The organism is Collinsella sp. An7 (genome assembly GCF_002159335.1).
GTDB lineage: Bacteria > Actinomycetota > Coriobacteriia > Coriobacteriales > Coriobacteriaceae > Coprousia.
On sequence record NZ_NFHP01000003.1, the window covers coordinates 153,912 to 179,178 of the forward strand.

Annotated in this window: 24 protein-coding genes; 3 read left to right on the forward strand and 21 right to left on the reverse strand. The window is 61.7% G+C overall.

Annotation, left to right across the window (positions count from 1 at the left end; translation table 11 throughout):
• Positions 1–143: 143 nt before the first annotated feature.
• The 4 genes from B5G20_RS04600 to B5G20_RS04615 all read right to left on the reverse strand — a co-directional run bounded on the left by B5G20_RS04600 (position 144) and on the right by B5G20_RS04615 (position 2,995).
• A complete protein-coding gene (locus B5G20_RS04600; protein WP_087355492.1) occupies positions 144–1,460 on the reverse strand; it encodes an NCS2 family permease in 1,317 nt (438 codons plus the stop codon).
• 50 nt (positions 1,461–1,510) lie between these two features.
• Complete coding sequence (gene dut / locus B5G20_RS04605; RefSeq protein ID WP_087355494.1) at positions 1,511–1,954, reverse strand: dUTP diphosphatase; 444 nt, start codon at positions 1,952–1,954, stop codon at positions 1,511–1,513.
• Positions 1,955–1,959: 5 nt separating this feature from the next.
• Positions 1,960–2,403 (reverse strand): transcriptional regulator NrdR, encoded by a 444-nt coding sequence (gene nrdR / locus B5G20_RS04610; RefSeq protein WP_087355495.1) that lies wholly within the window; start codon positions 2,401–2,403, stop codon positions 1,960–1,962.
• A gap of 154 nt (positions 2,404–2,557) precedes the next feature.
• On the reverse strand, positions 2,558–2,995 hold the full coding sequence (locus B5G20_RS04615) for a LysM peptidoglycan-binding domain-containing protein (protein WP_087355497.1): 438 nt from the start codon (positions 2,993–2,995) through the stop codon (positions 2,558–2,560).
• Between the two features lie 160 nt (positions 2,996–3,155).
• On the opposite strand from B5G20_RS04615, the gene lexA reads away from it, so the two are divergent.
• Together lexA and B5G20_RS04625 are read left to right on the forward strand one after the other, a co-directional pair.
• Positions 3,156–3,794, forward strand: coding sequence for a transcriptional repressor LexA (gene lexA, locus B5G20_RS04620; RefSeq protein WP_087355499.1), 639 nt, complete (start codon positions 3,156–3,158; stop codon positions 3,792–3,794).
• Position 3,795: 1 nt separating this feature from the next.
• The gene (locus tag B5G20_RS04625; protein ID WP_087355501.1) at positions 3,796–4,530 is read left to right on the forward strand and encodes a heparan-alpha-glucosaminide N-acetyltransferase; all 735 of its coding nucleotides are present in this window, start codon (positions 3,796–3,798) and stop codon (positions 4,528–4,530) included.
• Between the two features lie 83 nt (positions 4,531–4,613).
• Here B5G20_RS04625 and hflX read toward each other — a convergent pair whose 3' ends face one another.
• The 15 genes from hflX to B5G20_RS04700 form a co-directional block, all read right to left on the reverse strand.
• On the reverse strand, positions 4,614–5,906 hold the full coding sequence (hflX, locus tag B5G20_RS04630; protein WP_087355809.1) for a GTPase HflX: 1,293 nt from the start codon (positions 5,904–5,906) through the stop codon (positions 4,614–4,616).
• A gap of 2 nt (positions 5,907–5,908) precedes the next feature.
• On the reverse strand, positions 5,909–6,826 hold the full coding sequence (miaA, locus tag B5G20_RS04635; RefSeq protein WP_087355503.1) for a tRNA (adenosine(37)-N6)-dimethylallyltransferase MiaA: 918 nt from the start codon (positions 6,824–6,826) through the stop codon (positions 5,909–5,911).
• On the reverse strand, positions 6,823–8,181 hold the full coding sequence (gene miaB / locus B5G20_RS04640) for a tRNA (N6-isopentenyl adenosine(37)-C2)-methylthiotransferase MiaB (RefSeq protein WP_087355504.1): 1,359 nt from the start codon (positions 8,179–8,181) through the stop codon (positions 6,823–6,825). Before miaB ends, miaA begins: the two co-directional genes overlap by 4 nt.
• An 18-nt stretch (positions 8,182–8,199) precedes the next feature.
• Complete coding sequence (locus tag B5G20_RS04645) at positions 8,200–8,520, reverse strand: stage V sporulation protein S (protein ID WP_087355506.1); 321 nt, start codon at positions 8,518–8,520, stop codon at positions 8,200–8,202.
• A 78-nt stretch (positions 8,521–8,598) separates the two neighbouring features.
• On the reverse strand, positions 8,599–9,681 hold the full coding sequence (locus B5G20_RS04650; RefSeq protein WP_087355507.1) for an ATP-binding protein: 1,083 nt from the start codon (positions 9,679–9,681) through the stop codon (positions 8,599–8,601).
• Between the two features lie 13 nt (positions 9,682–9,694).
• Positions 9,695–11,245 (reverse strand): ribonuclease Y, encoded by a 1,551-nt coding sequence (gene rny / locus B5G20_RS04655; protein WP_087355509.1) that lies wholly within the window; start codon positions 11,243–11,245, stop codon positions 9,695–9,697.
• A gap of 215 nt (positions 11,246–11,460) precedes the next feature.
• Positions 11,461–12,135: a regulatory protein RecX gene (locus B5G20_RS04660; RefSeq protein ID WP_087355510.1), complete on the reverse strand. Its 675-nt coding sequence runs from the start codon at positions 12,133–12,135 to the stop codon at positions 11,461–11,463.
• Between the two features lie 3 nt (positions 12,136–12,138).
• Entirely contained in the window at positions 12,139–13,233 is a 1,095-nt protein-coding gene (recA, locus tag B5G20_RS04665; protein ID WP_087355512.1) for a recombinase RecA, read from the reverse strand.
• 270 nt (positions 13,234–13,503) lie between these two features.
• On the reverse strand, positions 13,504–14,001 hold the full coding sequence (locus B5G20_RS04670) for a CinA family protein (RefSeq protein WP_087355514.1): 498 nt from the start codon (positions 13,999–14,001) through the stop codon (positions 13,504–13,506).
• 9 nt (positions 14,002–14,010) lie between these two features.
• On the reverse strand, positions 14,011–14,631 hold the full coding sequence (pgsA, locus tag B5G20_RS04675) for a CDP-diacylglycerol--glycerol-3-phosphate 3-phosphatidyltransferase (protein ID WP_087355518.1): 621 nt from the start codon (positions 14,629–14,631) through the stop codon (positions 14,011–14,013).
• Positions 14,632–14,659: 28 nt separating this feature from the next.
• The gene (gene rimO, locus B5G20_RS04680; protein ID WP_087355519.1) at positions 14,660–16,012 is read right to left on the reverse strand and encodes a 30S ribosomal protein S12 methylthiotransferase RimO; all 1,353 of its coding nucleotides are present in this window, start codon (positions 16,010–16,012) and stop codon (positions 14,660–14,662) included.
• A gap of 44 nt (positions 16,013–16,056) precedes the next feature.
• Entirely contained in the window at positions 16,057–16,554 is a 498-nt protein-coding gene (locus B5G20_RS04685; RefSeq protein WP_087355520.1) for a YajQ family cyclic di-GMP-binding protein, read from the reverse strand.
• Between the two features lie 19 nt (positions 16,555–16,573).
• Positions 16,574–17,878, reverse strand: a complete 1,305-nt coding sequence (locus B5G20_RS04690; RefSeq protein ID WP_087355521.1) for a helix-turn-helix domain-containing protein — start codon at positions 17,876–17,878, stop codon at positions 16,574–16,576.
• Positions 17,878–20,253 carry a DNA translocase FtsK gene (locus B5G20_RS04695; RefSeq protein WP_239286890.1) on the reverse strand — a complete coding sequence of 792 codons (2,376 nt, stop codon included), beginning with the start codon at positions 20,251–20,253 and terminating at the stop codon, positions 17,878–17,880. The genes B5G20_RS04690 and B5G20_RS04695 overlap by 1 nt, the downstream gene beginning before the upstream one ends.
• A gap of 403 nt (positions 20,254–20,656) precedes the next feature.
• Positions 20,657–22,321 carry a ribonuclease J gene (locus B5G20_RS04700; RefSeq protein WP_087355522.1) on the reverse strand — a complete coding sequence of 555 codons (1,665 nt, stop codon included), beginning with the start codon at positions 22,319–22,321 and terminating at the stop codon, positions 20,657–20,659.
• A gap of 266 nt (positions 22,322–22,587) precedes the next feature.
• Here B5G20_RS04700 and B5G20_RS04705 point away from each other — a divergent pair, with 266 nt between their 5' ends.
• Positions 22,588–23,358: a transposase gene (locus B5G20_RS04705; protein ID WP_087355523.1), complete on the forward strand. Its 771-nt coding sequence runs from the start codon at positions 22,588–22,590 to the stop codon at positions 23,356–23,358.
• Positions 23,359–23,453: 95 nt separating this feature from the next.
• On the opposite strand, the gene recO is transcribed toward B5G20_RS04705, so the two are convergent.
• Positions 23,454–24,212, reverse strand: a complete 759-nt coding sequence (gene recO / locus B5G20_RS04710) for a DNA repair protein RecO (protein ID WP_087355525.1) — start codon at positions 24,210–24,212, stop codon at positions 23,454–23,456.
• 9 nt (positions 24,213–24,221) lie between these two features.
• A complete protein-coding gene (gene era / locus B5G20_RS04715; RefSeq protein ID WP_087355526.1) occupies positions 24,222–25,256 on the reverse strand; it encodes a GTPase Era in 1,035 nt (344 codons plus the stop codon).
• Between the last annotated feature and the right edge of the window lie 11 nt (positions 25,257–25,267).

Sequence of the window (25,267 nt, forward strand, 5' to 3'; positions counted from 1 at the left end):
TGTTAGGGTACCCCACCTTCGCTCATTAACGATGCCAACAGGAGATATAAAAAGGCCGACCGGACGATACCGGTCGGCCTTAGTCTGCAACTCAGGTATGTTGTGCAAGGCAATGAAAATTGCTCTACCTTGAACAGACGAGTCTAGAGCAGCAGGAAGTACAGCAGGAACGCGATTGCCGCGACCCACATGAGCGGACGGATCTCCTTGATCTTGCCGCGAACGATGGCAACGATCACGTACGTGATGAAGCCAAGGCCGATGCCGTTGGAGATCGAATAGGTGAACGGGATGCCCGCGATGATCATGAAGGTCGGGAAGCCCTCGAGGATGTCGGACCAGTCGATGTCGACCACATCGGACATCATGAGGAAGCCCACGAAGACGAGGGCGCCGCAGGTGGCCGCAGAGGGCACGCAGCTGATGATCGGCGAGAAGAAGGCAGCGAGGATGAAGAGGATGCCCGCGACGACCGAGGTCAGGCCGGAGCGACCACCGTCAGCAGCGCCAGAAGCGGACTCGACGAACGTGGTGATCGAGGAGGCGCCGAGGATACCGCCAACCGCAGCAGCAACGGAGTCGACAATGAGGATCGGGCGGATGTCCTCGACCTTGCCGTCCTTGGTGAGGAAGTTACCCTGCTTAGCGACGGCCATGGCGGTACCCATGGTGTCAAAGAAGTCGCTCATCATGAGCGAGAAGGCAAAGAGCAGCAGCGCCGGGGTGGAGAATACCTCAACGAGACCCATCACGCCAGAAACACCGCTCTCCTGGAACGGCGCACCAAAGGTGGTGAAGTCGAGCGGAGCGACGATACCGGAAGGAATGGGGGTCACGCCGAGCGGGATACCCACGATGGCGGCGATGATGATGCCCCAAAGGAGCGAGCCCTTGATGTTCATGGAGTACAGAATGACCGACAGGGCGATCGAGATGATGCCGACGATGAAGGACGGCGCGGTGACGTCGCCGATAGCGACCATCGTGGACTCGTTTGCGACGATGATGCCGGCGTCTTTAAGGCCGATCATGGCGATGAAGAGGCCAAGGCCGATGGAGATGCCGTGACGCAGCGACACCGGGATGGCATCCATAATGGCCTCGCGCAGGCCGCAGAGCACGAGCACGAGAATCGCGATGCCCTCGATGAGGATGACGGCCATGGCGGTCTGCCAGCCGAGGCCCATAGAACTGCAGAGGGTGTAGGCCACGATCGAGTTGATGCCCATGCCGGAGGCGCAGGCGAGCGGGCGGTTGGAGAAGACGCCCATCGCGATCGTCATGATGCCGGCGCCGATGCAGGTCGCCGTGACAGCAGCGGCAGCCGGAATGCCGGCAGCCGAGAGAATGCTCGGGTTGACGACGATGATGTACGCCATGGCCAGGAACGTGGTCAGGCCGGCGCGCACCTCCGTCGCAGAGTTCGAGCTGCGCTCGGATAGCTTGAAGAACGTATCCATCTACTCCCCTTTTCCTTCGATGTGTTCTTCCGTCCTATATGCTCAGATGCCTAGGCGGCACCGCTTGAGCCGAATCCTCCCGTCCCACGGTCGGTCTCGTCGAGTTCATCAACCTCGACGAGCGTCACAACGGGGACCTCTTGGATTACGAGCTGGGCGATGCGCTCGCCGCGCTCGATATGAATGGGCTCTTCTGCATCGAGGTTGACCACGATGATCTTGAGCTCGCCGCGATAATGTGCGTCGATGAGCCCGGGGGTGTTTGCAATGGAGAGACCGCGCTTGAGTGCCATGCCGCTCCGGGGCTGCACAAACCCGGCATAACCGTCGGGCAGTGCGATGGCGAGGCCTGTAGGGATGAGCACACGACCGTGCGGCGGGATATCAACTGTCTCGTTCGCCCTAAGGTCGAGCCCTGCGTCTCCGGTGTAAGCGTAGCTCGGGAGCTCGACGGTAGGGTCGAGCCGCTTGATGTTAACGTTGATCGAAGCCATGAGAATCACCTTAACTTTGCGAGCTCGTCCACAAACTCATCGATGTCCTTAAAGTCGCGGTACACCGAGGCAAAGCGAATGTAGGCCACCTTATCGAGCGCCTCGAGACGCTTAAGGACCATGTCACCGATGTCGTGAGATGTGATGGATTTAAAGGGGCGGCTGCGCAGCTCCTGCTCGATGCCGTCGATCAGGTTATTGAGCGTAGCGATGTCGATGTCGCGCTTGGACGTTGCGCGCATGAGGCCCACGAGCAGCTTGTTGCGGTCAAAAGGTTGCGTGGAGCCATCGCTCTTGATGACTTCGATGGGATCCTCGCACCGCTCGAACGTGGTAAAACGGTATCCGCAGGTACGGCACTCTCGACGACGCTTGATGGCATTAGAGGTATCCTGCATGCGGGAATCAATAACCCGTGTATCGTCGGCACCGCATTTGGGACAGCGCATCAAACCTCCTAGAGCGAGAAAACGTGCCTTAGCATACCACGAGTTGTGTCACTCCGAGCAAAAAAGTGGCACATGTAGATGAGGCGTAACACTCCTGTGTCGCAAAGAAGATCGTGAGCCGGTGCAACCTAACGTTGTTTAGGAAGAAGAGGTCCTACCGAGAGACGGGGACGAGAATCGTCTCTCCCGCCTGGAGAACAACCCCCTCGAGTTCATTGGCCTCCGCGATAGCATCTGCGGTTTCCTGCGTGGTGAAATCGTTGATAGGATGCTGTGACGCGAGGGACCAGAGCGAATCGCCGGCCTGCACTCGAACCTCCTCAAAGGAAATATGGGAGAGCGTATCGGCGTGCGCCTCGGCACGGCCAGCGTACGTGCTCCAGCCCACCAAGGCAACCGCAAAAAAGAGCAGTGCGACGACAGTAGCGGCAATCGCAACCGCCGCACGGGAAACATGACGGCCGGAAACTGCGGGGCGCTCGGCACGGGCGCCCCGTCCCTCGATAACCGTGAAGCGAGGATTGGGCTCAACGTATGCGGGCTCAGCCGCGAGGGCAAGATTGCCGTACACCTGAAAATCGCGTGTGCTCATGGGAGACTCCTCTCTCTGCGGTATCGTCGGGAACGTTATATCGGTTCGTGCGGACAAAAGTCTGGCGCTGGAACGAGTGTTCGTGTATCATTATCCGCGAACAGCTGTTCCTGTCAAGAAAAATTCGAACAGCAGTTTGCTTTCTATAGAGGAGGGTCCGATGGCACGCAAGATCACGAAGCGCCAGCAGCAAATCTATGACTTCATCCGCGCCTATCAGCAGGAGAAGGGTTATCCGCCCAGCGTGCGCGAGATGGCGGCAGCCGTTGGCCTCTCCTCCCCTTCCACGGTGCACGCCCACCTTTCGGCCCTTGAGGCCCGAGGGCTTATCAAGCGCGACGCCACCAAGCCGCGCGCGCTTGAGCTCTTTAACGAGGATGGTTCGTCCGTCAAGCTTGCTGAGGTTAAAGAATCTCCCAACCGCAACACTGTCGACCTCCCCCTTGTGGGGCGCGTGGCCGCGGGTATGCCCATCCTTGCCGAGCAGAACGTGGAGGACACCTTCACCCTCCCGACCGAGATCGCGACCGATTCGTGCTCGTTCATCCTCGAGGTGCATGGCGACTCCATGATCAATGCCGGCATCTTTAACGGTGACTATCTTGTGGTGCGCGAGCAGAAGAGCGCGATGAACGGCGAGATCGTGGTTGCGATGATCGATGGCGAGGCAACGGTCAAGACGTTCTACAAGGAGCGCGGCCGTGTGCGCCTGCAGCCGGAGAACGATGCGATGGAGCCCATCTACGTCACCAACCCCACGATCCTCGGCAAGGTTGTGGCGCTTCTGCGGCGCTTCTAGCATGGATGGCGGTACGGCGGCGGCAACGGCCCGGACACGACGGCGCGTAACCCTTTTCGACACGCTCCGCGGCTTTACCATCATCTCGATGGTCGCCTTCCATGCGTGCTACGACCTTGCCTATCTTGAGGGCTTTGCGATGCCTTGGTTTACCGGGACGCTCTTTCAGGCGGTGTGGCGCGCGTCCATCAGCTGGACGTTCCTGCTGCTCGCGGGCTGGATGACATGCTTTTCGCGCAACAATGTGCGTCGTGGGCTCATCTACGGCGTGGCGGCACTCGTGGTCTGGATTGCCACGTCGTTAGCGGGTGTAGACACCTCTGTTAGTTTTGGGATCCTGTTCTGCATGGCCGCGAGCACGCTCATCGTGGGCGCACTTGCACCGCTTTTTGATAGAGTGCCATCAGCATGGGGTCTTGTGATTTCCCTTGCGCTCTTTGCGCTGACCTATAGCGTACCGTTAACGCGGTATCCGGTTGAGGGGTTGGCTTGGCTCGGATTGCCAAGTCCGAGCTTTGCCTCAGGAGATTACTATCCCCTCATACCGTTTTTCTTTATGTATCTTGCCGGACGCTTTGCGGCCCGCCTTGCCGGTGAACATTGGGCGGACGGCTATCCAGCGTGGATGTATCGCGATTGGATGCCGCCCCTTACGGCCGTAGGACACGTGAGCCTCGTTATCTACCTCGTGCACCAGCCGATCTTGTTGCTGCTTACTGAGCTCATCGGGCACTGACGGTGGGGGTTCACACATAGCGTTTCTAATGGTCGCAGTAACCGCCGCAGTGCTAGGGCGAGGCGTCCGATGCAGGTCGGTCGTTACGGTGCGGTTGCGTACCGTCCGAGCAGACCGGCGATGCGTGGGCTTACCTTGGCGACAAGGTGAACGCCGGTCTCGTTGTATTCCTCGACCATGATGTGGCCCTGTTCGTGCACGAGCTTGGCAAGTGCTCCCTCGCGATACGGTAGTTCTACGTCGATCAGTCGATCTTGCGCTGCAGCCTCGTGAGCAAGCCGCTCGATCAGCTCTTCGATGCCGAGCCCGGTGACGGCAGAGCAGAGCACGGCGCCGGGATGCCGGAGCGAAAGGGCGCCCCGCCCCTCATCGTCCAAAAGATCAGCCTTATTGAAGACTACGAGAGCGGGTGTCTCGCCGGCACCGATCTCGTCGAGTACACGACCAACGGCATCGATATGTCGCAGCGCATCCTCGTCGGCACAATCGACCACTTTGACAATAAGGTCGGCATCGCGTGCCTCAGCGAGTGTGGATTTAAAGGCCTCAACCAGGCCGTGCGGCAGCTTCTGGATAAAGCCGACCGTATCGGTGATCGTCATCTCGCGGCCGCCGGGAAGCCGGTAGGCGCGCGTGGTGGGGTCGAGCGTGGCAAACAGCCGATCTTGCGCGAGGACTTCAGAGCCCGTCAGCCGGTTAAGCAGCGACGATTTGCCCGCGTTGGTGTACCCGGCCAGCGCCACCCGAAACGCAGCAGAAGCTTTACGGCTCTTTGCTTGAACGTCGCGCCGACGTTCAAGTTGCGCAAGCTCGCGGCGAAGCGTCGAAATCCGGTTGCGAATGAGCCGGCGGTCGACCTCGAGCTGACTCTCGCCTTGTCCAAAGCGGCTCCCGATTCCGCCGCGTGTCTGCTCTTTGGCAAGATGGCTCCACATGCCGCGCAGCCGCGGCAGCAGGTACTGAAGCTGCGCCAGCTGTACCTGTAGACGCCCTTCTCGCGTAGTGGCATGGAGACCAAAGATATCGAGGATAAGCGCCGTGCGATCGATGATCTTAACAGGCTCTCCAACCGCTCGCTCGAGATTGGACTGCTGTGAGGGGGTGAGGTCATCATCGAATATCACGACGTCGGCATCGATGCGCTTGACGAGTCCGCAGAGCTCATCGACCTTACCCGAGCCGATGAAGGTGCGCGGATTGGGCCGCTCAAGCCGCTGCGAGATACGAGCGACAGTTTGAGCGCCCGCAGTGTCGGCGAGACGCTCGAGCTCATCGAGCGAGCGGTCAACGGGCCATGCCCCGTGACGGCCCTCGATTCCCACGAGCACGGCGCGCTCGGGGACCGGCGCAGTAGAGACGAGCGGAAAACGAGGCACCTCTAGCATCCCTCCCGTTCGCAGATTGCCTCAAGGGCACCTTCGATTCCAAGCGCATCCATGTCGAGCCATTGGATGCGCGCATCGCGCCTGAACCATGAGAGCTGACGCTTGGCATACCGGCGCGAGCGGCGCTTGATGAGCTCTATGGCGTCGTCAAGCGAAGAGCGGCCTTCAAGGTAATCGATGATCTCTTTATAGCCGATAGCCTGACGGGCCGTAAGGTCCTCGCCAAACCCCTGATCAACTAGATGGCGGACTTCGTCCACAAGCCCATCGGCGATCATCTGGTCTACACGCAGGTTGATGCGGTCGTAGAGCCGCGAGCGGTCGCAGGCCAGCCCATAGTAGGAGGAGTCGTAACGGGCCTGAGGCGTGGAGAAACCCTCCTTTTGACGGGCGTAAGACACCCCCTCATCGGCCATCTCGAGCGCTCGAATCACACGTCGAACGTTGTGGGGATGAATGACCGTGGCGCTCTCGGGGTCGCGCGTTTGCAAGAGAGCGTAGAGAGCACCTTCGCCCTCCTCGCGCGCCAGTTCATGATATCTACTTCGGGAGGGCGAGCTAGCGTCACCTGCGGGAAACGACATCTCGTCGAGCGCCGCCCGGACATAGAGGCCCGTTCCTCCACAGACGACGGGCACCGTACCTTCAGCGATGAGGCGATCGAGCTCTGCACGCGCCGCGCGCTGGTACAAGGCGGCCGAGTAGGATACCGAAGGCTCCGCAACATCAATAAGAAGAAGAGGTGCGTGGCACTCCTCGGGACGCATCTTGGCGGTACCGATATCCATCCCCCGATACACCTGCATGGCATCGGCAGAAATAACCACGGAATGGAGCCTGTGCGCGAGGGCATCAGCCACAGCACTCTTCCCCACCGCGGTGGGCCCGACGATGGCGATAACAGAGGTCATCGGGCCTCGCCTACGATGGAACCCGCAAGGTACCAGGTACGAGCCGTGTCGACGTCCACATCAACGATACGCCCCACAAGATCCGCCGGGTCGATACCTTCGGGAACCGGGGCATGAACCGTTTGGTTCTTGGGGCTCTTGCCCTGAATGCGCCGGGCGTTTTTTTTGGAGACCCCTTCCACCAAGACGGGAACACGTGCACCAAGATCGTGCTGGTTAAAGTCGTAGGCGGTCTGCTCAATCACATGTACGAGCCGATCGAAGCGCTCTTGAATGACCTCGTGGGGCGTATCATCGGGCATCTCGGCGGCGGGAGTGCCGGCGCGCTTTGAATAGATGAAGGTGAACGCTTGCGCAAAGAGCGCCTCTTCGGCAAGGCTCAGCGTCTGCTCGAAGTCCTCCTCGGTCTCGCCGGGGAATCCTACGATGATGTCGGTGGTAAGAGCGATGTCGGGGATGCGCTCGCGCACGCGACGCACCAAATCGAGATAATCCTCGCGCGAGTAGCGGCGGTTCATGAGCTTGAGGATGCGGCTCGAGCCCGATTGAACGGCCAAGTGCAGGTGGGGCATAACCTGGGGGACCTCAGCGAGCGCGTCGATGGTCTCAGGCAGGAGGTCCTTGGGGTGCGAGGAGGTAAAGCGGATCCGCTCTATGCCGGTCTCCCCTACGGCGCGAAGCAGCTCAGCAAAGCGCGGAGAGCCGTAAGAGTCCCTACCGTAGGAGTTGACGTTCTGGCCGAGCAGCGTAACCTCGCGAACGCCCACGCGGGCAAGGCCGCATACCTCGTCGACAATCTCCTCAAAGAGACGACTCTTCTCGCGACCGCGTACATACGGCACGATGCAGTAGCTGCAGAAATTATTGCAGCCGGTCATGATGGGCACCCACGCATGATACGAGGTGGCGCGGTGCCAGGGCATCGAGGTGGCCCCAGGCTCGTCGATCTCGGCGGTGAGCACATGGCGTTCGTCGTCTTCAAACGCCTGCGCAAGAAGGTCGGCCACATGGGCAATCGAGGAGGTGCCGAAGATCACGCGCACGTTATCGAGATTGGTGAGGAGCCCCTCGCCGTCTCGCTGGGCGATGCAGCCACCTACGGCGATCACGCGCTTGCCCGAGGGGGATGCAGGTAGGCTCTTGCACGAGGAGCACTGCCCGTAGAGCCGCTGATCGGCAGCCTCGCGAACACAGCACGTCATAAAGACGACGATATCGGCCTCCGCGGGTGAGGCGACCTCAAGGCAGCCGCACGAATCGAGCAAGCCGCTGACGCGCTCGGCGTCGTGGAGGTTCATCTGGCAGCCGAAGGTGCGAATGAAATACGTCTTATTGCGAAGGACGGGATAGCTCATCTCACGCGCCTCCATCGTTTAGCCGACAATCTGGGACTCTCGATGCACATCGACCAGCTCGGTACCGTTGAGTGAGATCTGGTGGACGTACACCGAAAGGCGAATAGCCGTGCGAGACTCTCCGTTGATGAGGATGTCAGAAAACACCGGAGCGCACGAGATATCAATACCCGTGGGGATCAGAAAGCCCCGGGCGATTGCCATGGCCTTGATGGCCTGGTTGACGGCGCCAGCTCCCACGCACTGAAGGTTGACGGGAACTCCGTCTTTGACCATGCCGGCAATGGCGCCCGCAACGGACGCGGGCGAGGACTTGCTCGAGACTTTCAGATAATCCATCTACGGTTCTCCTGCGTTTACGGTGCGAAAAGTGCAGCTCATTGAGCTTACCGTAAGGTTTACGGTGCGGCAAGTAGGCTACTCCTCCTTGCCGACGTCAAAGGTGACGGTGATGCGGTCGCGCGAGACGCGCACGGTGGGCTCATGGGCAAGCGTAAGAAAATACCGCTCGGCGAGGGAAGAGAAGTCGCGCTCAAGGGTACGCGAGAACGCATCAAGATCCTCGCGGGCGATCTTAAGACCGCGGCGATCGCGGGTGAGGTCGACGGCGACCTCATGGGGGCGCTCTTTGCGCTCTCGGAGCAGACGGGAGGCAACGCTTCGTACCGGCTTGATCGTCCCGGCAAGGATGCGGTGCGCGGTGCGCTCGGAGAGCTCAAGACCGAGCGAGGCGGCGATCCTCATAAAGTCGGCAGCATCGGCCGCGTAGCCGAGCCGGTCAACCACGGGAAGCTCTCTCTCGGAGTCGATAAAGAGGAGCTGCGAGGCATCGAGCGAGCGCCGTGCCTCGGCATAAAGCGTTGCGGCGATCTCGGTTGCCGACCCGAGGTAGACCTCACAGACGTGATGCTCCTCGAGGGCAAACTCCGCCGCGGCGCGAATGAGGTTATGCGGCCCACGCGCACAATAGGGATGCCCCGCGTCATCTTTAGCGAGCTCGGGCCAGGTTGACTGATCAGCACGCTCGGGGAGCCGTTCGGTATCCGCCACAACCGATATGACGGTGCCCTTCCCGGCGCCCGAGGCGACAACACGGGCTTCTTCGCAGTTCTCCTTGATGGAGAAAAGCGCCATACCGCGGCCATGCACGCCCCAACGGTCCATATGCATGCTCTCGAGCTTTGAGGTGACGCGCGCCTCGAAGATACGATCCTGCATGTCCTCGGGCACGCCCGAGCCATCGTCGATCACCACAAGCGAACGCAGCGCGTCCGTCTTGCCCATGGCAAGGTAGACGCGCTGCGCTCCGGCGTCTCGAGCGTTGCGAAGCAGCTCGATGACGATATCCTCGACATGCTGAATGTCGTGCTTGGCCTGACGACGCTCCGCCTCGGATACCCTAAGGCGGACGAAGCCCTCTCCCAGATTCTCCTCGACGCGAAGATTCGCCTCGCCGGTCATCTGGGCAATGAACGAAATGAGCTCCTGCGAGTCAGCCATGATGCACCGCCCGTTACTTGGCGATGTCGACAGCGCGGCTCTCGCGGATCACCACGACGCGCACCTGACCGGGATACTCCATCTCCTCCTCGATCTGATGGGCGATATCGTGAGCGAGCACGGTGGCCTCGGCATCGGAGACCTTGTCGGGCTGCACCATGACGTGGACCTCACGGCCGGCCTGCATGGCGTAGGTGCGCTCGACACCCTCGTGCGCGTTGGAGATCTCCTCGAGCTTCTCGAGACGCTTGATGTAGTTCTCGGCGGACTCACGGCGCGCACCCGGGCGAGAGGCCGAGATGGCGTCGGCGGCCATAACAAGCACGGCCACCACAGAGTTGGGCTCAACATCACCGTGGTGCGCCTCGATAGCGTGGACGACGGCAGGCTTCTCGCCGTAGCGGCGGGCAAGGTCGGCGCCGATAACAGCATGCGGACCCTCAACCTCGTGGTCGATAGCCTTGCCAAGATCATGGAGAAGACCCGCTCGCTTAGCGAGGGCAGTATCGACCCCAAGCTCGCTCGCCATGATGCCACAGAGCTCAGACACCTCGATCGAGTGCGTGAGCACGTTCTGGCCAAACGAGGTGCGGTACCGAAGGGCACCGAGGGTCTTGACGATCTCGGGGTGGAGGTCGTGGATACCGATATCAAAGGCCGCCTGCTCGCCCGCCTCGCGAACGCGCTGCTGCACGAGGCTCGCGGCCTTCTGGTACATCTCCTCGATGCGTGCCGGGTGGATACGACCATCGGCGATGAGGTTCTCGAGGGCGACGCGCGCCGTCTCGCGACGGACGGGGTCGAAGCTCGAGAGAACGACGGTCTCAGGCGTGTCGTCAATCACGAGATTGACGCCGGAGACCTGTTCGAAGGTGCGGATGTTGCGGCCCTCGCGACCAATGATGCGTCCCTTGAGGTCGTCAGAGGGGATGTGAACCGAGGTGACCGTAACCTCTGCGGTGTGGTCGGCGGCACAGCGCTGGATAGCGAGTGAGATGATCTCTTGCGCCGTCTTGTGGCACTCCGCCTTGACCTGCTGCTCGGACTCACGAATGATGGTGGCCGCCTCGTGGGTGACCTCACCGCGAACTTTATCAAGGAGCTCCTGGTGGGCATCCTCGCGCGTGAGTTCGGAGATGCGCTCCAGCTCTGCGGTCTGCTTGGTCATGAGCTCATCGAGCTGCGCCTTGCGCTTCTCGACTTGACCTGCCTGGCTCGAGAGCTGGTGCTCGCGCTTATCGAGGGCATCGTTGCGGCGGTCGAGCGATTCCTCGCGCTGCATGATGCGGTTCTCGAGCGCGCGGAGCTCCTTCTTGCGCTGCTTCTCCTCAGTCTCGGCAGCCTGCTTGCTCTGGATGATCTCTTCCTTCGCCTCGAGCAGGGCCTCTTTCTTTAGCGTCTCAGCCTGTCGCTGCGCGTCGCCGATCATCTGGTCTGCCTGGGCGCGTGACGACTCCAGTTTGGAATCAGCCTCACGGAGGCTACCCTGCTTGGCGCTGCGCATGGCGACCATCGCGCCGCCGGCACCCAGCGCCAGGCAGACGATTGCGATCACAATCTCCATGCCGTCTCCTTGTCAAAATCTCGTCAGACAATAACAGCCCGCATGCGCGAGCTGGACATTTGCGTGGTATAGGCACCCGCTATGAAGATTTATCTATGCAAACCATCTCATCGACGATGAGCGTATATCACAAGGCAAATGACCATTTCAGTCTACGTGGACCCACTCCAGCTGTCAATTGTAAACAGGGTGTCAAGAGTACCATCATAGCCGTTCTACACCTCGCTTTGGGCGAGGCGCTCCTTAACGGCATCGGCCGCCACCCCATAGGGAAAACCCTTACCCATGAGAAACCGAACGAGCTTTTCAAAGGCACGTGCCTCGGGAATGCGCTTCTTTGCCAGCAGTGAGCGGGCCCGGGAAAGCTCATCGTCCACGGGAAAGAAATCCTCCGGGTACCCGAGCAGCGTGGTTGGGTCTGCACCCTTGCGCGCAAGCTCAAGTTCGATCTTGCGCCTGCCCCAGCCCCGGCGCTTACGCTCCTCGATGAAATAGCGCATGAAGCGATCGGTATCGAGAAAGCGAGCCCCGCGGGCACGCTGCACGGCCTCATCAATCGACGCCGTGCGGAACCCGATAGCACGGAGCTTATCGCGCGCCTCCTGCTCGGCATGGTCGCGTCGCGAGAGCATCTCGACAAGCGTGGCAAAGCAAAGCCGCGCATCAACGGCGAACAGGGCGTCACGGGCGCTCTCGTAAGCTACGGGGAGGATCGGCTCCTCCTTCTCAAATGCCCGCGCTACTCGAGGGGGCACGGAGAAATCGAGCGAATCTCCCTGCTCCAGTTCAAAGACCACGTGAGCCTGTGGCTTTTTGCTCCGATACTGTGCAGCGGCTCGGTCCACTTTGTCTGGGTAGCGGTACGAGAAACCCGTGACGGAACGCCCCATGACTTACGCCATCTGCTCTGCATCCTCAAGGGCCACGGCGTCGCCCACCGGCTCGTCGGAGAGCTCGAGTCCGCAGGCAACGCGCACCTTGTGCTCTATCTCGTCACGAAGATCGGGGTTCTGACGCAGAAACTCCTTAGCCGCCTCACGCCCCTGACCCAAGCGCTCCGTCTCGTAGGTGTACCAGGCGCCGGACTTGTTGACGATGCCGTTCTCGACGGCCATATCGAGGATCGAGCCCTCCTTGGAGATGCCCGTGCCGTACATGATGTCAAACTCAGCACTCCGGAACGGCGCGGCCACCTTGTTCTTAACGACCTTGGCGCGCACGCGGTTACCCACGACCTCGTTTCCGTTCTTGATGCTATCGATGCGGCGGATGTCGATACGAACCGACGAGAAGAACTTAAGCGCGCGGCCGCCCGTCGTGGTCTCGGGGTTACCGAACATCACGCCGATCTTCTCGCGGAGCTGGTTGATGAAGATGCAGGTCGTCTTTGATTTAGCCAGCGAGCCGGCAAGCTTTCGGAGTGCCTGACTCATAAGACGGGCCTGGAGGCCGACCGTGGTGTCGCCGATCTCTCCCTCGATCTCGGCACGAGGCACGAGTGCGGCAACCGAGTCGATAACGACCGCGTCGATCGCTCCGGAGCGCACGAGCATATCGCAGATCTCGAGCGCCTGCTCGCCCGTGTCGGGCTGGGAGATGAGCACCTCGTCGATATCGACGCCGATGCGCGCCGCGTACGAGGGGTCGAGCGCGTGCTCGGCATCGATGAAGGCGACCACGCCGCCCATGGCCTGGGCCTCAGCGAGAATCTCAAGCGAAAGTGTCGTCTTACCCGAGGACTCGGGGCCGTAAATCTCAATGATGCGACCACGCGGAACACCACCGATGCCAAGCGCGGCATCGAGTGCGAGCGCGCCGGTGGGGATGGCCTCGACCTCAAGCTCGGGACCGCCGTCGCCGTAACGCATGATAGAGCCCTTGCCGAACTTCTTGACGATATCGGCCTTGGTGGCCTCAATCATCTTCTCGCGCTCCTCGCCCGTGGTGCGCTCATGAACCTGCTTTACGGGAGCTGAACTCTTAGCCATGCCCCAACCTCCTTGTCTCAATGGCATCCATGGTAAACGAACGGGTGTTCGCGGTCAAGCTGCTAGCTTGATTCTAGAAAGGAGGTCTGACCGGTTTCTGACCATTTCTGGCAAGAATCTAATGGGAATCTAACCAAGATCCAACCGTTTTCTAACCAAACCGGGGACATAAGCAGAGAGACCCTGCTCAGCTATGGTAATCATTGTCCTCATCGGGTGGTTCTCAATCTAAGACCCACCCGTTTGTGACAACAAATCGTTACAAGAAGACTACACGTTATCTCCACAAGCAGCAATGAGGAGCTCAAGGGCGCGAACGGCGGCTTGCCAGCGTACCTCATCGCGCTCTCCCTCAAACTGGCAGCGCTCGACACGCGTACCGTGTTCGTCGGCGCAACCAAGGTATACGGTGCCCACAGGGTCTGCATCCGTTCCCCCGCCGGGCCCTGCATAACCAGTCACACTCACGGCGATCGAACTTTCAAAAACCCGGCGGGCCCCAACGGCCATCTCACGCGCGCAGGGTTCAGAAACGGCGCTCCAGATGGCAAGTGTTTCGCGATGGACGCCTAGGACCTGATGCTTAAGCTCGTCTACATAGGTTACGGCTCCACCACGAAGAACCTCAGAGGCACCCGGGATAGAGGCAATGGTAGAGGCCACAAGACCGGCTGTGCATGACTCGGCGGTAGCCACCGTCAAGCCTGCAGCCGCGGCACACTGCACCAGCTCCAGCGCTCGTTCACGCGCTTTACGCTCATCCATCATCGCAGCCTCCTAAACACGGAAGACGATCTTACGGGCGTTCCAGAAATACTGCAGGCCCGAGAGCACCGTGAGAACCACGGCGGCAATCATGAGGGCGCCCGAGATGCCGAGAATCCAGTTGGCAACGCTGACAACGCCCATCGACTCAAGCGCGAAGGCGATATAAAACCCGCAGAGCGAGACCATGGTAACCGCAGTCTTGGCCTTACCGAGCTGGTCGGCAGCGATGACCTCGCCCGCAGCGCTCGCGACCATGCGGAGCGCGCTCACCAGAAACTCACGAAAGAGGATGATAAAGACCGCCCAGACGCTCACATACCCCTCGTCGAGGAGCAGAAGCAGCGCCGAGAACACCAGCAGCTTATCGGCAATCGGATCGAGGAACTTACCAAAGTCGGTGATCTCGTTGCGCTTGCGGGCGAGCGAGCCGTCGAGCTTGTCGGTCAGGCTCAGCAGGATGTAGAGAACGCACGATCCGATGGCAAACGCCGGGCTCACGAGAGCCCCCGAGGTGTCGCGCGCCAAGGTGGCGCAGTACATAAACAGCGGGATGAAGACGATGCGAACGGTCGTGATGATGTTCGCAGGCGTCCAGATGCTCGTAAGCTCGCCTTGTTCGTTTCGGGCCATCGCTTCCCTACCTCGTCAGCCTATCTCGTTACCGAACCACATGACCGACGAGCTCGTAGCAGAAGCTGTCGGTAAACTCGACCTCAACGATATCACCAACCGCGGCCTCCGTCGCGTCGAGGTGCACGGCGCCGTCGGAATCCGGTGCCTGGAACCATGCGTGGCCGATGAGCTCGACGCCGTCTTCAGTCTCCTCGATGCCGTCGACGATCACCGGGGCCCGCTCGCCCACGTGGGCGGCCGTCGCGGCAAAACCAAGCGCCTCGGCAAGGTCTTGAGCCGCCTGGGCGCGCTCGATCTTGGTCTCCTCGTCGACCTGCCCCTCCATACGGGCGGCGCGGGTGCCTTCTTCTTGCGAATAGGAGAAGACGCTCGTGTAGTCAAAGCCCACGCGGTCCATGAAGGCAAGAAGCCGCTCAAACTCCTCATCGGTCTCGGTCGGAAAACCCACGAGCGCCGTGGAGCGGATGACCATGCCGGGAATCTCGTTGCGCAGGCGCGCGAAGAGCGCTTCGAGCTCCTCCTCAGAGCCGGTGCGATTCATGGCCTTGAGCACCCGCGCCGAGCAGTGCTGGATGGGGATGTCGATATACGGAAGAACCTCAGGGGTATCGCGTATGGCAGAAACGAGATCGTCGGTCATGCCCTCAGGCTGGAGATAGAGCACGCGAATCCAGACGCCCCTGCCACGGAGCTCGGCCGCAAGGGCGCGCAAAAGCCCTGCAAGATTCCTCGGCCCCGCCACATCCTCAGCAAAGTCCTCGCCCCAGATGCCCGTATCCTGGCCGATGAGCACAAGCTCCCGCACCCCGGCGTCCACCAGGTCGAGCGCCTCTGCGACGATCTCGCGATAGGGGCGGCTGTGGTAGCGGCCCCGGATATAGGGGATGGCGCAGAAGCTGCAGAAGCGGTTGCAGCCGTCCGAGATCTTGAGATAGGCAACCGCCCCCTCGACCGTGCGCTTTACCTCGGGGACGAAAGCCGGGACCGCGCGCTCGCGGCCGAGCACCCTGTCGACCACGCCTACGATGGCGTCCTCCTCATCGGTCCGCACAAAGGCAGAAACCTCGGGGAGCTCGGCGGGCAGCTCGTCACCGTAGCGCGAGGGGACGCAGCCGCACATCACGATCTTGGTCCCGCGCACGCCCTCGGACACCTCATCGGCGAGCTCGAGCGTCGCCTCGATGCTTTCCTCCGTTGCGGAGGCAAGAAAGGAGCAGGTGTTGATGAGGGCCACGTCGGCGGCAGAGGCGTCGTCCGTCTCAGCATAGCCCGCAGCGCTCAGCAGGGAGCGCATACGGTCGGTGTCGACTTCGTTTTTGGCGCACCCGAGGGTTATGTAGCAGATCGAGCCGAGCGGCTCGGCGGTGGTATCGATCATGTCTCCCGCTTTCTGAGGGGGCTGCGCGTACGCGGACCTCTCCCCTATCGATAGTTGGTAAACTGCAGGGGCTGGCCGTAGTCCTGCTCACGCAGAAACTGGATCACAGCCTGGAGCGCGTCTTTGGACGCCGAGCTCACGCGAAGCTTATCGGCCTCGATGGTGACCTTGACCTTGAGCTTCTGATCCTTGATGTCCTTGTTGATCTTCTTGGCAGTGGGCTGGTCGATGCCCTCGACGATATGGCCCTTTACGCGCACGCTACCGCCCGAGGCTGCCTCGGGGGCGTCCCAGTGGACCGCCTTGAGGTCGAGCCCGCGCTTAACGAGCTTGCTATTAAGGATATCGGTCACCTGACGAACGACAAAATCGGCCGGCGCCTGGATGGTGAGCGTGCGCTCTGCCTTGGCAAACTCGAGCGTCGCACCCGAGTCCTTGAGGTCGTAACGCTGAGAGATCTCGCGGACGGCCTGCTGGTAGGCATTGTCGACCTCCTGGAGATCGACCTGCGAGACCACGTCGAAGCTCGAATCCTTTGCCATGGTAGCTCCTTTCGGGTTGCTATTGAGCGGCGGCGGCAGAATCGTCCATCGCCCCGTCTGTCGATGCGGTGCCATCGGTTGCCGCAGCCTGATCGGTCGTGGCAGGAGTCTCCGGAGCGGTGATGTTGATGCGCGCCACACCGGAGGTGCTGGTATCCCACCGAACAGTCTCGCCGTTTTGCGTCACCGTTACGGCAGAGGGCGTGTTGGCTGTGATGCGGATGGAGTCGGTAACGGTGTATTCCTGCTCAAAGGGACCGACAACCTCATCGCCGTAGACAATCGAGCCATCGAGCCGCACCTCGAGCCAAGACGATTCGCCCTTGGCAACCGAGATGCGCACAACGGTCTGCTGCGGCCCGGTGGTCGCCGCGGGGTCGGTCTCGGCAGTATCGGGCGACGTTGCATCCGCGCCATCGGTCGCGGGCTCGGCCTCATTGTTCGTCTCGGGTTCGGTCGTGCTTGCTGCAGGCGAGGTGGCGCTCACGGGAGCAGAGCCGGTATCTGTCGTGTCGGAGGGGGCGCACCCGCGAATGAGGAGAAGCGCAAGCAGTACGATGATGATCGCAGCAGCGGCTATGAGCGCGATGATGAGTCGCTGGTCGACGCCGTTCTGTGGCGCACGGCCCCTGCCACCACGATTTGACCCACGCTGAGGCGGTCGTCCGCCACCGGTTCGCTGGCCTCCGTACGGCGTGCGGGGCGGACGCCCTGAGCCGCCTCCCGCACGATACCCCTGAGAGGCGGCTCCCCTACTGGGACGCGAACCGTCAACCGGACCAGAAGAGCGGTATGGACGCCCGCCGAGGGGCGCGCTCATGCCGCGCCGTGCGGCCGCGCCTTGACGAGGCAGAGCGCTGGTTGCGTCCGACGAGAGCTGTCTTCTTCCGTAAGGGCTTTGCGCCCGCTGCGGCTCGTGGCCGCTCTCGACCTCCGAGACGTAGCCAGCCTGCGGCGGACGCTGCGCATAGCGCGACCGCGGGGCGGACTCGACCATCATAAAGCGTCCCGTTGCGCTATCGGAGCGAGCACTCACCATGCCAGCCGGGTCTTGAAAGCGGCCGCCATGATTGCTCGTGGCAAGCTCGTAGGCGCGCAGCTCCTCAAAGTACGACTCCACCACCTCGCGGGGGTTGAGGCCAAGATAGCGTGCGTAGCTCGAGATCATCCCCTGCGCGTAGCCGCGCGGCGGGATCGAGGCAAAGTCGCCGTTCTCAAAGTACTCGATGATCTGCGGACGAATCTTGATGGTGTTCGCCACCTGCTGGATCGAGAGACCGAGCTGGCGCCTGCGCTGGTAGAGCATATCCCCAAAGCGTGCCATCAGAAACCTCCCATCCCCGTGTCCTCGGCGGCCATCTGAGCCTCAAGCGTCTCGAGCTCGGCAAGCGCCTCCTCATCGAGGAGCACCTCGCGCGGCTTTGAGCCATCGGGCGGTCCCACGATGCCCTTTTCCTCGAGCATGTCCATGATACGCCCGGCGCGCGCATAACCCACTTTAAGGCGACGCTGCAGGCCCGATGTGGACCCAAGGCCGGATTCGACGACGATATGAGCGGCCTCCCACATAAGGGGGTCGTCCTCTGTGGCCTCGTGCGCGGCGCTACCTCCACCCATGAGCGTGGCGGGTGCCACCGCAGAGAGGATCTCCTCGTGGTAGTCTGCCTCACCCTGCTCGCGCACAAAGTCCACGACCTCGGCGATCTCTTCGTCGGAAACAAAGCAGCCCTGAATGCGCTTGGGCTTGCCCCAATCGACTTTGGAGAAGAGCATGTCTCCGAGGCCCGTGAGCTTCTCGGCACCCATCTGATCGATGATGACGCGGCTATCGATGCCCGTCGCCACGTTGAAGGCGATGCGGTTGGTGATGTTGGCCTTGATGAGGCCCGTGACCACATTGGAGCTCGGGCGCTGCGTGGCCACGATGAGGTGGATGCCGGCGGCACGGCCGAGCTGCGCGATGCGCACGATCGACGCCTCGACATCTTTACCGGCCACCATCATGAGGTCCGAAAGCTCGTCGATGATGATGACGAGGTAGGGCATGCGTGCGGGCGGGTTGTCGTAATGCTCAAACTCGCCGGCTGCCTGCTTCTCGTTAAAGGTCGAGATCTTGCGGACCGAGACCTTCTCAAAGACCTTGAGGCGCCGTTCCATCTCCGACACGGCCCATTGCAGGGCGCTCGCGGCCTGCTTGGGCTCGGTGACGACCGGCACATAAAGGTGCGGAAGGCCGTTGTAGCCGGCAAGCTCAACGCGTTTAGGGTCGACCATGATGAGGCGCACGTCCTCGGGCACGGTGCGCATGAGGAGCGTGGTGATGATGGAGTTGATCATCACGGACTTACCGGAGCCCGTGGTACCGGCGATAAGGAGGTGAGGCATCTTGGCGAGATCGGCCACGATGGGTGAACCCTCGGCGTCGCGGCCGATAGCGAGCTCGAGCGGACCACCCTGCACATAGGGCAGAACATCGCCGAGAAAGACGTTCTGACGCTTGCGGTTGGGAATCTCGATGCCCACGAGCGACGTGCCCGGGATGGGCGCGAAGATGCGCACGGACTGCGCCGCGAGTGAGAGCGCGATATCGTCCTCGAGGTTTGAGATGCGGCTCACGCGCTCGCCCTCACCCGGCTGGACCTTAAAGGTCGTGACCGTGGGGCCGCTGATCCAGCCCACTACGCGCGAGTGCAGGCCAAACTCCTGAAGGGTCGCCTGGAGCGACTCGGCGGTCTGTGCAAGCTCCTTCTCGGAGGAAGCGGCAGACGCCGATTGCGGGTTATGGCGAAGCATCGAGGCAGGTGGCAGCTGACGGGTCTCGTCATCTGCATCCGGCTCGATGTCGACAGAGGATGGATTTATGCGCACGGTCGACGCAGATGCAGCAGAGTCCGCAGGCACGGCGCCGGCTGCGCCGTCCACAGCGCCCTTGGGATGTAGCAGAAAGTCCGGGATGGGCTGGGCCGCAGCCGTTGCAGGAATAACCGTGGTCGGCGCGCCACTGGCCGCGTGAGACTCCCCCGGCTCAAAGGGCGGTTCATCCTCGACGTCGTTTAAAAGGTCGAGGTCGATTGCGGCGGGAGCCGTGAGGCCAGACTCAGACCGTTCGGCCTGCTCCGCACGTCCAGCTGCAGAACGGGTGCGACCCTTGCGCTTTGTCGGACGCTCGATAAGCGTCGTCTTGGCTTCATCGTCCGCCTGGTCATCCTCGGCAGAGACGGTGTAGGTATCCTCGATGGGGATGAGCGTCGTGGCGGCACGCTCGGCAGCAAGCTGGGCGGATACATCAACAAAGGGATTGTCGTCATCGTCATCCGCGTCATCGATGATTCGCGTCGGTGCGGCACCTGCAGCCGCCTCGGCAACGGCTGCCGCCGGATTTGAGGTGCGCTTGCGCCAGAACGGCTTGGACGCCGGTGCGGCAGGGACCTCATCGCCCCAAGGTCGGTCGTTTACGGCAACGCGGCGGCGCTCGCGGAGCTCATCGGCCTTCTCGCGGAAGGCGAGCACCACCGACGAGACGGAGAAGCCGATGAGCACGGCGCCCGCAACGGCCACTCCCACGAGTACCACGGCGGCGATGGGTTTACCGAGTGCGCCCACCAAAACCGAGGCGATGCCGTAGCCCACAAAACCGCCGCTGCGGACGAGGTCGGCCTCTCCCACGGTAACACCCCAGACGAGCTGGTCGGGCGTCATGGCGATCACGAGCAGCCCGAGCACTGACAAGAAGACGAACGCAGCTCCCACGACGGCGCGGGGACGAACGAGATGCTCGCCGTGCACAAAGACGAGTGCGGCACCCCCGAGGATTACAAACGGCAGCACGTATCCCCCGAGCCCAAAGCCCAGGTGATAGAAGCCCGCGACCGCACGAGTCACCGGTGCGCTTGCGGGTGTTACGACCGCAATGAGCGAGGCCACCGCCACAACGGCGAGTACCACACCCGCGATATCGCGTCCGGCGCCGCGGTCCCAGAGCGACTCGACGGGCTCAACCGCCGCGGCGGACGCCTGCCGGTTGGCGCGCAACCGCGCGGCGCCTCCCTTGGAGGACGTCGCCTTGCGCCCCTTTGCCGTCTGTCCCTTGCGTTCGGCCACGCTAGACCTCCATGACCACGGGGATGATCATCGGGCGGGTCTTGGTGCGGTTCCAGATGAAGTTGGAGATGCAGTCGCGCACGGCCTTGCGCAGCGCATCGGTACCGCTCGAGGTGAAGTTGAACTTGCCCTTCTCGACCATCTTGAAGATGGCCTCCTCGGCATCGTGCGCAAAGACGTCGTCGATGGTGAAGGATACGCCGCGGCTTGAGAACTCCACCGCGTCGATCTTCTTGCGCTTGAGCGAAACGATGGCAACGGCCGTGACCATACCGTCGTTGGCAAGCTTCTGCCGGTCGCGCAGCACGATGGGGTCGGTATCGCCGATACGCAGGCCGTCGACGTACACCACGCCGGACTCGACGCTCGGGCCCACCTTGACCACGCCGTCGCGCATCTCGAGCGACTCGCCGTTATCGAGAATGAAGATATGGTCCTCAGCGATGCCCATCTTGCGGCCGAGCTTGGCATGTGCGCGCAGATGCACTGCCTCGCCGTGGACCGGCATGAAGTAGGCGGGCTTTGCCATGGCGAGCATGAGCTTGAGCTCCTCCTGGCTGCCGTGACCCGACACGTGCACGAGGGTACGGTTCTTGTCGTAGACATCGCAGCCGATCTTGGCGAGGGAGTTGATGACCTGCTGCACGCCCTTCTCGTTTCCAGGGATGGGCGTGGCCGAGATGATCACGGTGTCGCCAGCGTGCATGGAGAGCGTCTTGTGCTCGCCGTTGGCCATGCGCGAGAGCGCCGAGAGCGGCTCGCCCTGGCTGCCGGTGCACATGACGACGATCTTGTCCTCGGGAAGGTTGTTGATCTCGTAGGCGTCGATGAGGTCCTGCTCATCGATCTTGAGGTAGCCGAGCTCGCGTGCCACGCGGGTGTTGGTGAGCATGGAGCGGCCCGTCACCACGACCTTGCGACCGCAGCGCTTGGCGGCGTCGCAGATCTGCTGCAGACGGTGGATGTGCGAGGAGAAGCTCGCCACAAAGACGCGGCCCGGCGCATTTTTGATGGCGGCGTAGAGCGAGGGGCCCACCTCGGCCTCAGACTTGGTAAAGCCGGGGCGCGTGGCGTTGGTGGAGTCGGAGAGAAGAAGGTCGATGCCCTGCTTGGCAAACCGGTTGATGGCGGCATAGTCGGGCAGTACCCCGTCGATGGGGGTCTGGTCGAGCTTGAAGTCGCCCGTATGCATGACCGTGCCCTGCGGCGTGCGGATAAAGACGCCGAGCGCGCCGGGGATAGAGTGGGTCATAGAGAAGAAATCGATCTGGATGCACCCGAGCTGGATGTGCGAGCCGCTCTTGACCTCGCGGAACTTGGGCGACTTGAAGCGGAACTCGGCGAGCTTGCCCTCGATAAAGCCGAGCGTAAGCTTGCTCGAGAAGATCGGTACCTTGTTGTTGAGGTCCTGCAACAGGTACGGAAGGGCGCCTGTATGGTCCTCATGACCGTGGGTGACGACGATACCGCGGAGCTTATCCTCGTGCTCGAGCACGTAGGTGTAGTCGGGCAGGACGAGGTCGATGCCCGGCTGGGAGTCGTCGGGGAACATGAGACCGGCGTCGATGAGCACCATGTCGGGTCCGCACTCGATAACGGTCATGTTCTTGCCGATGCCGTCGAGACCGCCGAGCGGGATGATGCGTAGGGGTTGGTTCTTTGCCATAGGTTACGTAGGTTCCTTTCTGTAGGCCATTGACTATACCTCGCAGCCTTGCTGCGAAAACGTACGAAGAACGCGCATAGATTCTGAATATTGTAACGGGGTGTTTGAGCATGCGGAGGGGTGCGGGCCAACTCCCACAGGAACTCCCGAGTGATGTCAATTTGGGGACGGGTACAAATTGTGCCACTTTTTGATGGCTCTCATGGAAATGAACCCGAGAAGTGGGTAGTACCACCGCATCGAAACGGGATGCGGGGAGGTTACACATGGGAAGGATTCCACGGGTTCGTTCGACATCGGGCGTCTACCATATCACCTTACGTGGCAACGGCAAGCAGATACTCTTTGAGCGCGATGAGGATCGACGCATGTTTTGCACCATGCTTTCGGACTGCGTAGAGCGCTATCAACTCGATGTACTTGCATGGTGCCTTATGGATAACCATGTTCACCTGCTCGTTCTCGATCGTCAGCATGAACTGAGCGCCGCCATGCACCAACTCTGCAGCCGCTATGCTCGCATCTACAACCAGTGCACGGGGCATGTAGGGTCGGTCTTTCAGGGACGCTTTGCCAGCGAACCGGTGGAGTGCAACGCGCATTTGCTCGAGGCGGTGCGTTACATTCATGCCAATCCGGAGAAAGCGGGAATCGCGCAGACTGACGCTTGGGAATGGAGCAGCTACGCCGAGTACGCTGGCACGCGAAAGGCGAGCATCACAAAGCCCGATCTTGTGCTTAACATGGTAGGCGGCCGCGACGGTTTTTTACGCATGAGCGCTGAATCGTCGTCGCAGCCACGCTGTGAAGAACAGCACGGACGCATACCAGATGCCGAGGCACTTCAACGCGCCCGTGATGTGCTTGATGGCTTTGACCCCGGACTCATAAAGACGCTTGAGCGAAAACTACGCAAACAGGCACTCTCCGGGTTGCGCAGAGAAGGACTGTCCGTACGACAGATTGCACGACTCACCGGAGTGGGGGTGCGCACCATCTACCGGGTGACGGCCTTCCGGCGCGGGGTGCAGCCTTGACGGCACAGCCCAAAATCTAGTCAGCCTATTCACGACGATTCGACAAACATGGCACAAATCGCACCCGTCCCCATGAGACACAGCACAGCCCAGAATCAGCACCCGAGGAGAAACTCGAAGGCGCGCAGGCGCGCATCAAGGTGCACGGCGACCCACGCGTGCGCGAGCGCAAGCAAAAACGTCGCCTCCGGAGCCGCGATGGGCGCTGTGGCGAGCTCGTCAAAGCGAAGGCCCATAAGGGCGCGGAGCCAGGCGACTGTCTGGGCATCGACCTCCTCGGCACCGGGAATGCTCGAGGCGCACGAAGCGCAGACGAGACCGCCGGCAGACGCAGAGTAATGGCTCACCGCAGGGTCTCCGCATGTCACGCAGCACGAAAGATCGGGACGGTACCCCAGGTGCGCCGGCAGCTTAAAGGCATAGGCCGCCACCACAAGGTCGAGATGGGCACCGTCGAGCGGACCCGCCGCCCCACCGAGGACGGCGAGCGCACGCTCGGTGATGGGAAAGACAAAGCTATCCTCAGCGTCTTCAAAGGAGCAGAAGCGGGCGATCTCGGCCACGGCACTTGCCGCAGAGAGCAGCGTGTAGCTCGGAGAAGCTCCGAGTGGAGCGGCGAGCAGCTCCGCCTGCGAGACGATGTCGAGATTCCGGCCGTGCGCAAGCAACAGGTCGACCTCGCAGCAGAGCTCGCAGCGGGCCGCGAGCTTGCTCCCCGGTTTGCGCGCGCCCTTGGCGACCGCCCTGACCTGACGGCCGTCATCGGCAAGCAGCGTTAGGATAAGGTCGCTCTCACCGAGCTTGGTCTTATCGAGCACGATGGCTCGGCAGCGATACGTGCGGCTCCCCGCCATTGGGCGCGCCTACTCGTCTGCGGCGTACCCGAGGCGCCGAATCTCGCGAACGTCGCTCCGCCAATTGGGCTTAACGCGCACCTCGAGCTCCAAAAATACCGTGCACCCAAAGATGCGCTCAAGATCGTGGCGCGCCTCGGTACCGATCTTTTTAATCATCGAGCCGCGCTTGCCGATAATGATGCCCTTCTGGCCGTCACGCTCCACGAAGATAGTCGCATGCAGCGTAAGGACGCTCCCGCCCTTCTTGTAAGTCATCTCGTCGCAGACAACACCCACCGCGTGCGGAACCTCTTCGCGCGTGAGCATGAGGACCTTCTCGCGGATAAACTCCGCCACGAGCATCTCGTCTGACTCGTCGGTCTTCATCCCCGCGGGGAACCAACGCGGCCCCTCGGGCAGGTAGCTCGCCACAAGGTTGCAGAACGAATCAACGTTGAACCCCTCGACCGAGGAAGTCACGATCTCGTTATCAAAGTGCATGAGCTCGTGCGCCGCGGTAAGCTGCGCGGCAACCTGCTCGGGCTTGGCGCGGTCGAGCTTGGTGAGCACGAGGATCTTGACGGCAGGGCTTTTAGAGACGCGCTCCGCGACCCAGGCATCGCCTCGGCCGATGGGCTTGGTGGCATCGATGAGAAAGGCCACCACGTCCACGTCGGCAAGCTCGGCTAGAGCACTCTTGTTGAGCTCGCCGCCGAGCGAATCCTGCGGTTTATGGAGACCGGGGGTGTCGACAAACACGATCTGGCAATCCTCGCGGTTGACAACGCCCCGCATGCGCCGCCGGGTCGTCTGGGCCACCGGCGAGGTAATGGCGACCTTCTCGCCCAGGCAGGCGTTGAGAAGCGTCGACTTGCCGGCGTTGGGGCGCCCCACGAGCGCGACAAAGCCCGAGCGGAAGCCTGCCGGCACGTCGTCCATGGCGAGCATACCAAAGGCTTTGCCGGCGTCTTCCTCCTCTGCCATTGCGTCTAGCTCGTCGTCGGTAAGGTCGGCGAAGGGGTCGTGCTCCTCAATCGATTCAGTTTCTTCGATGTCTGCCATGACTACTCCCC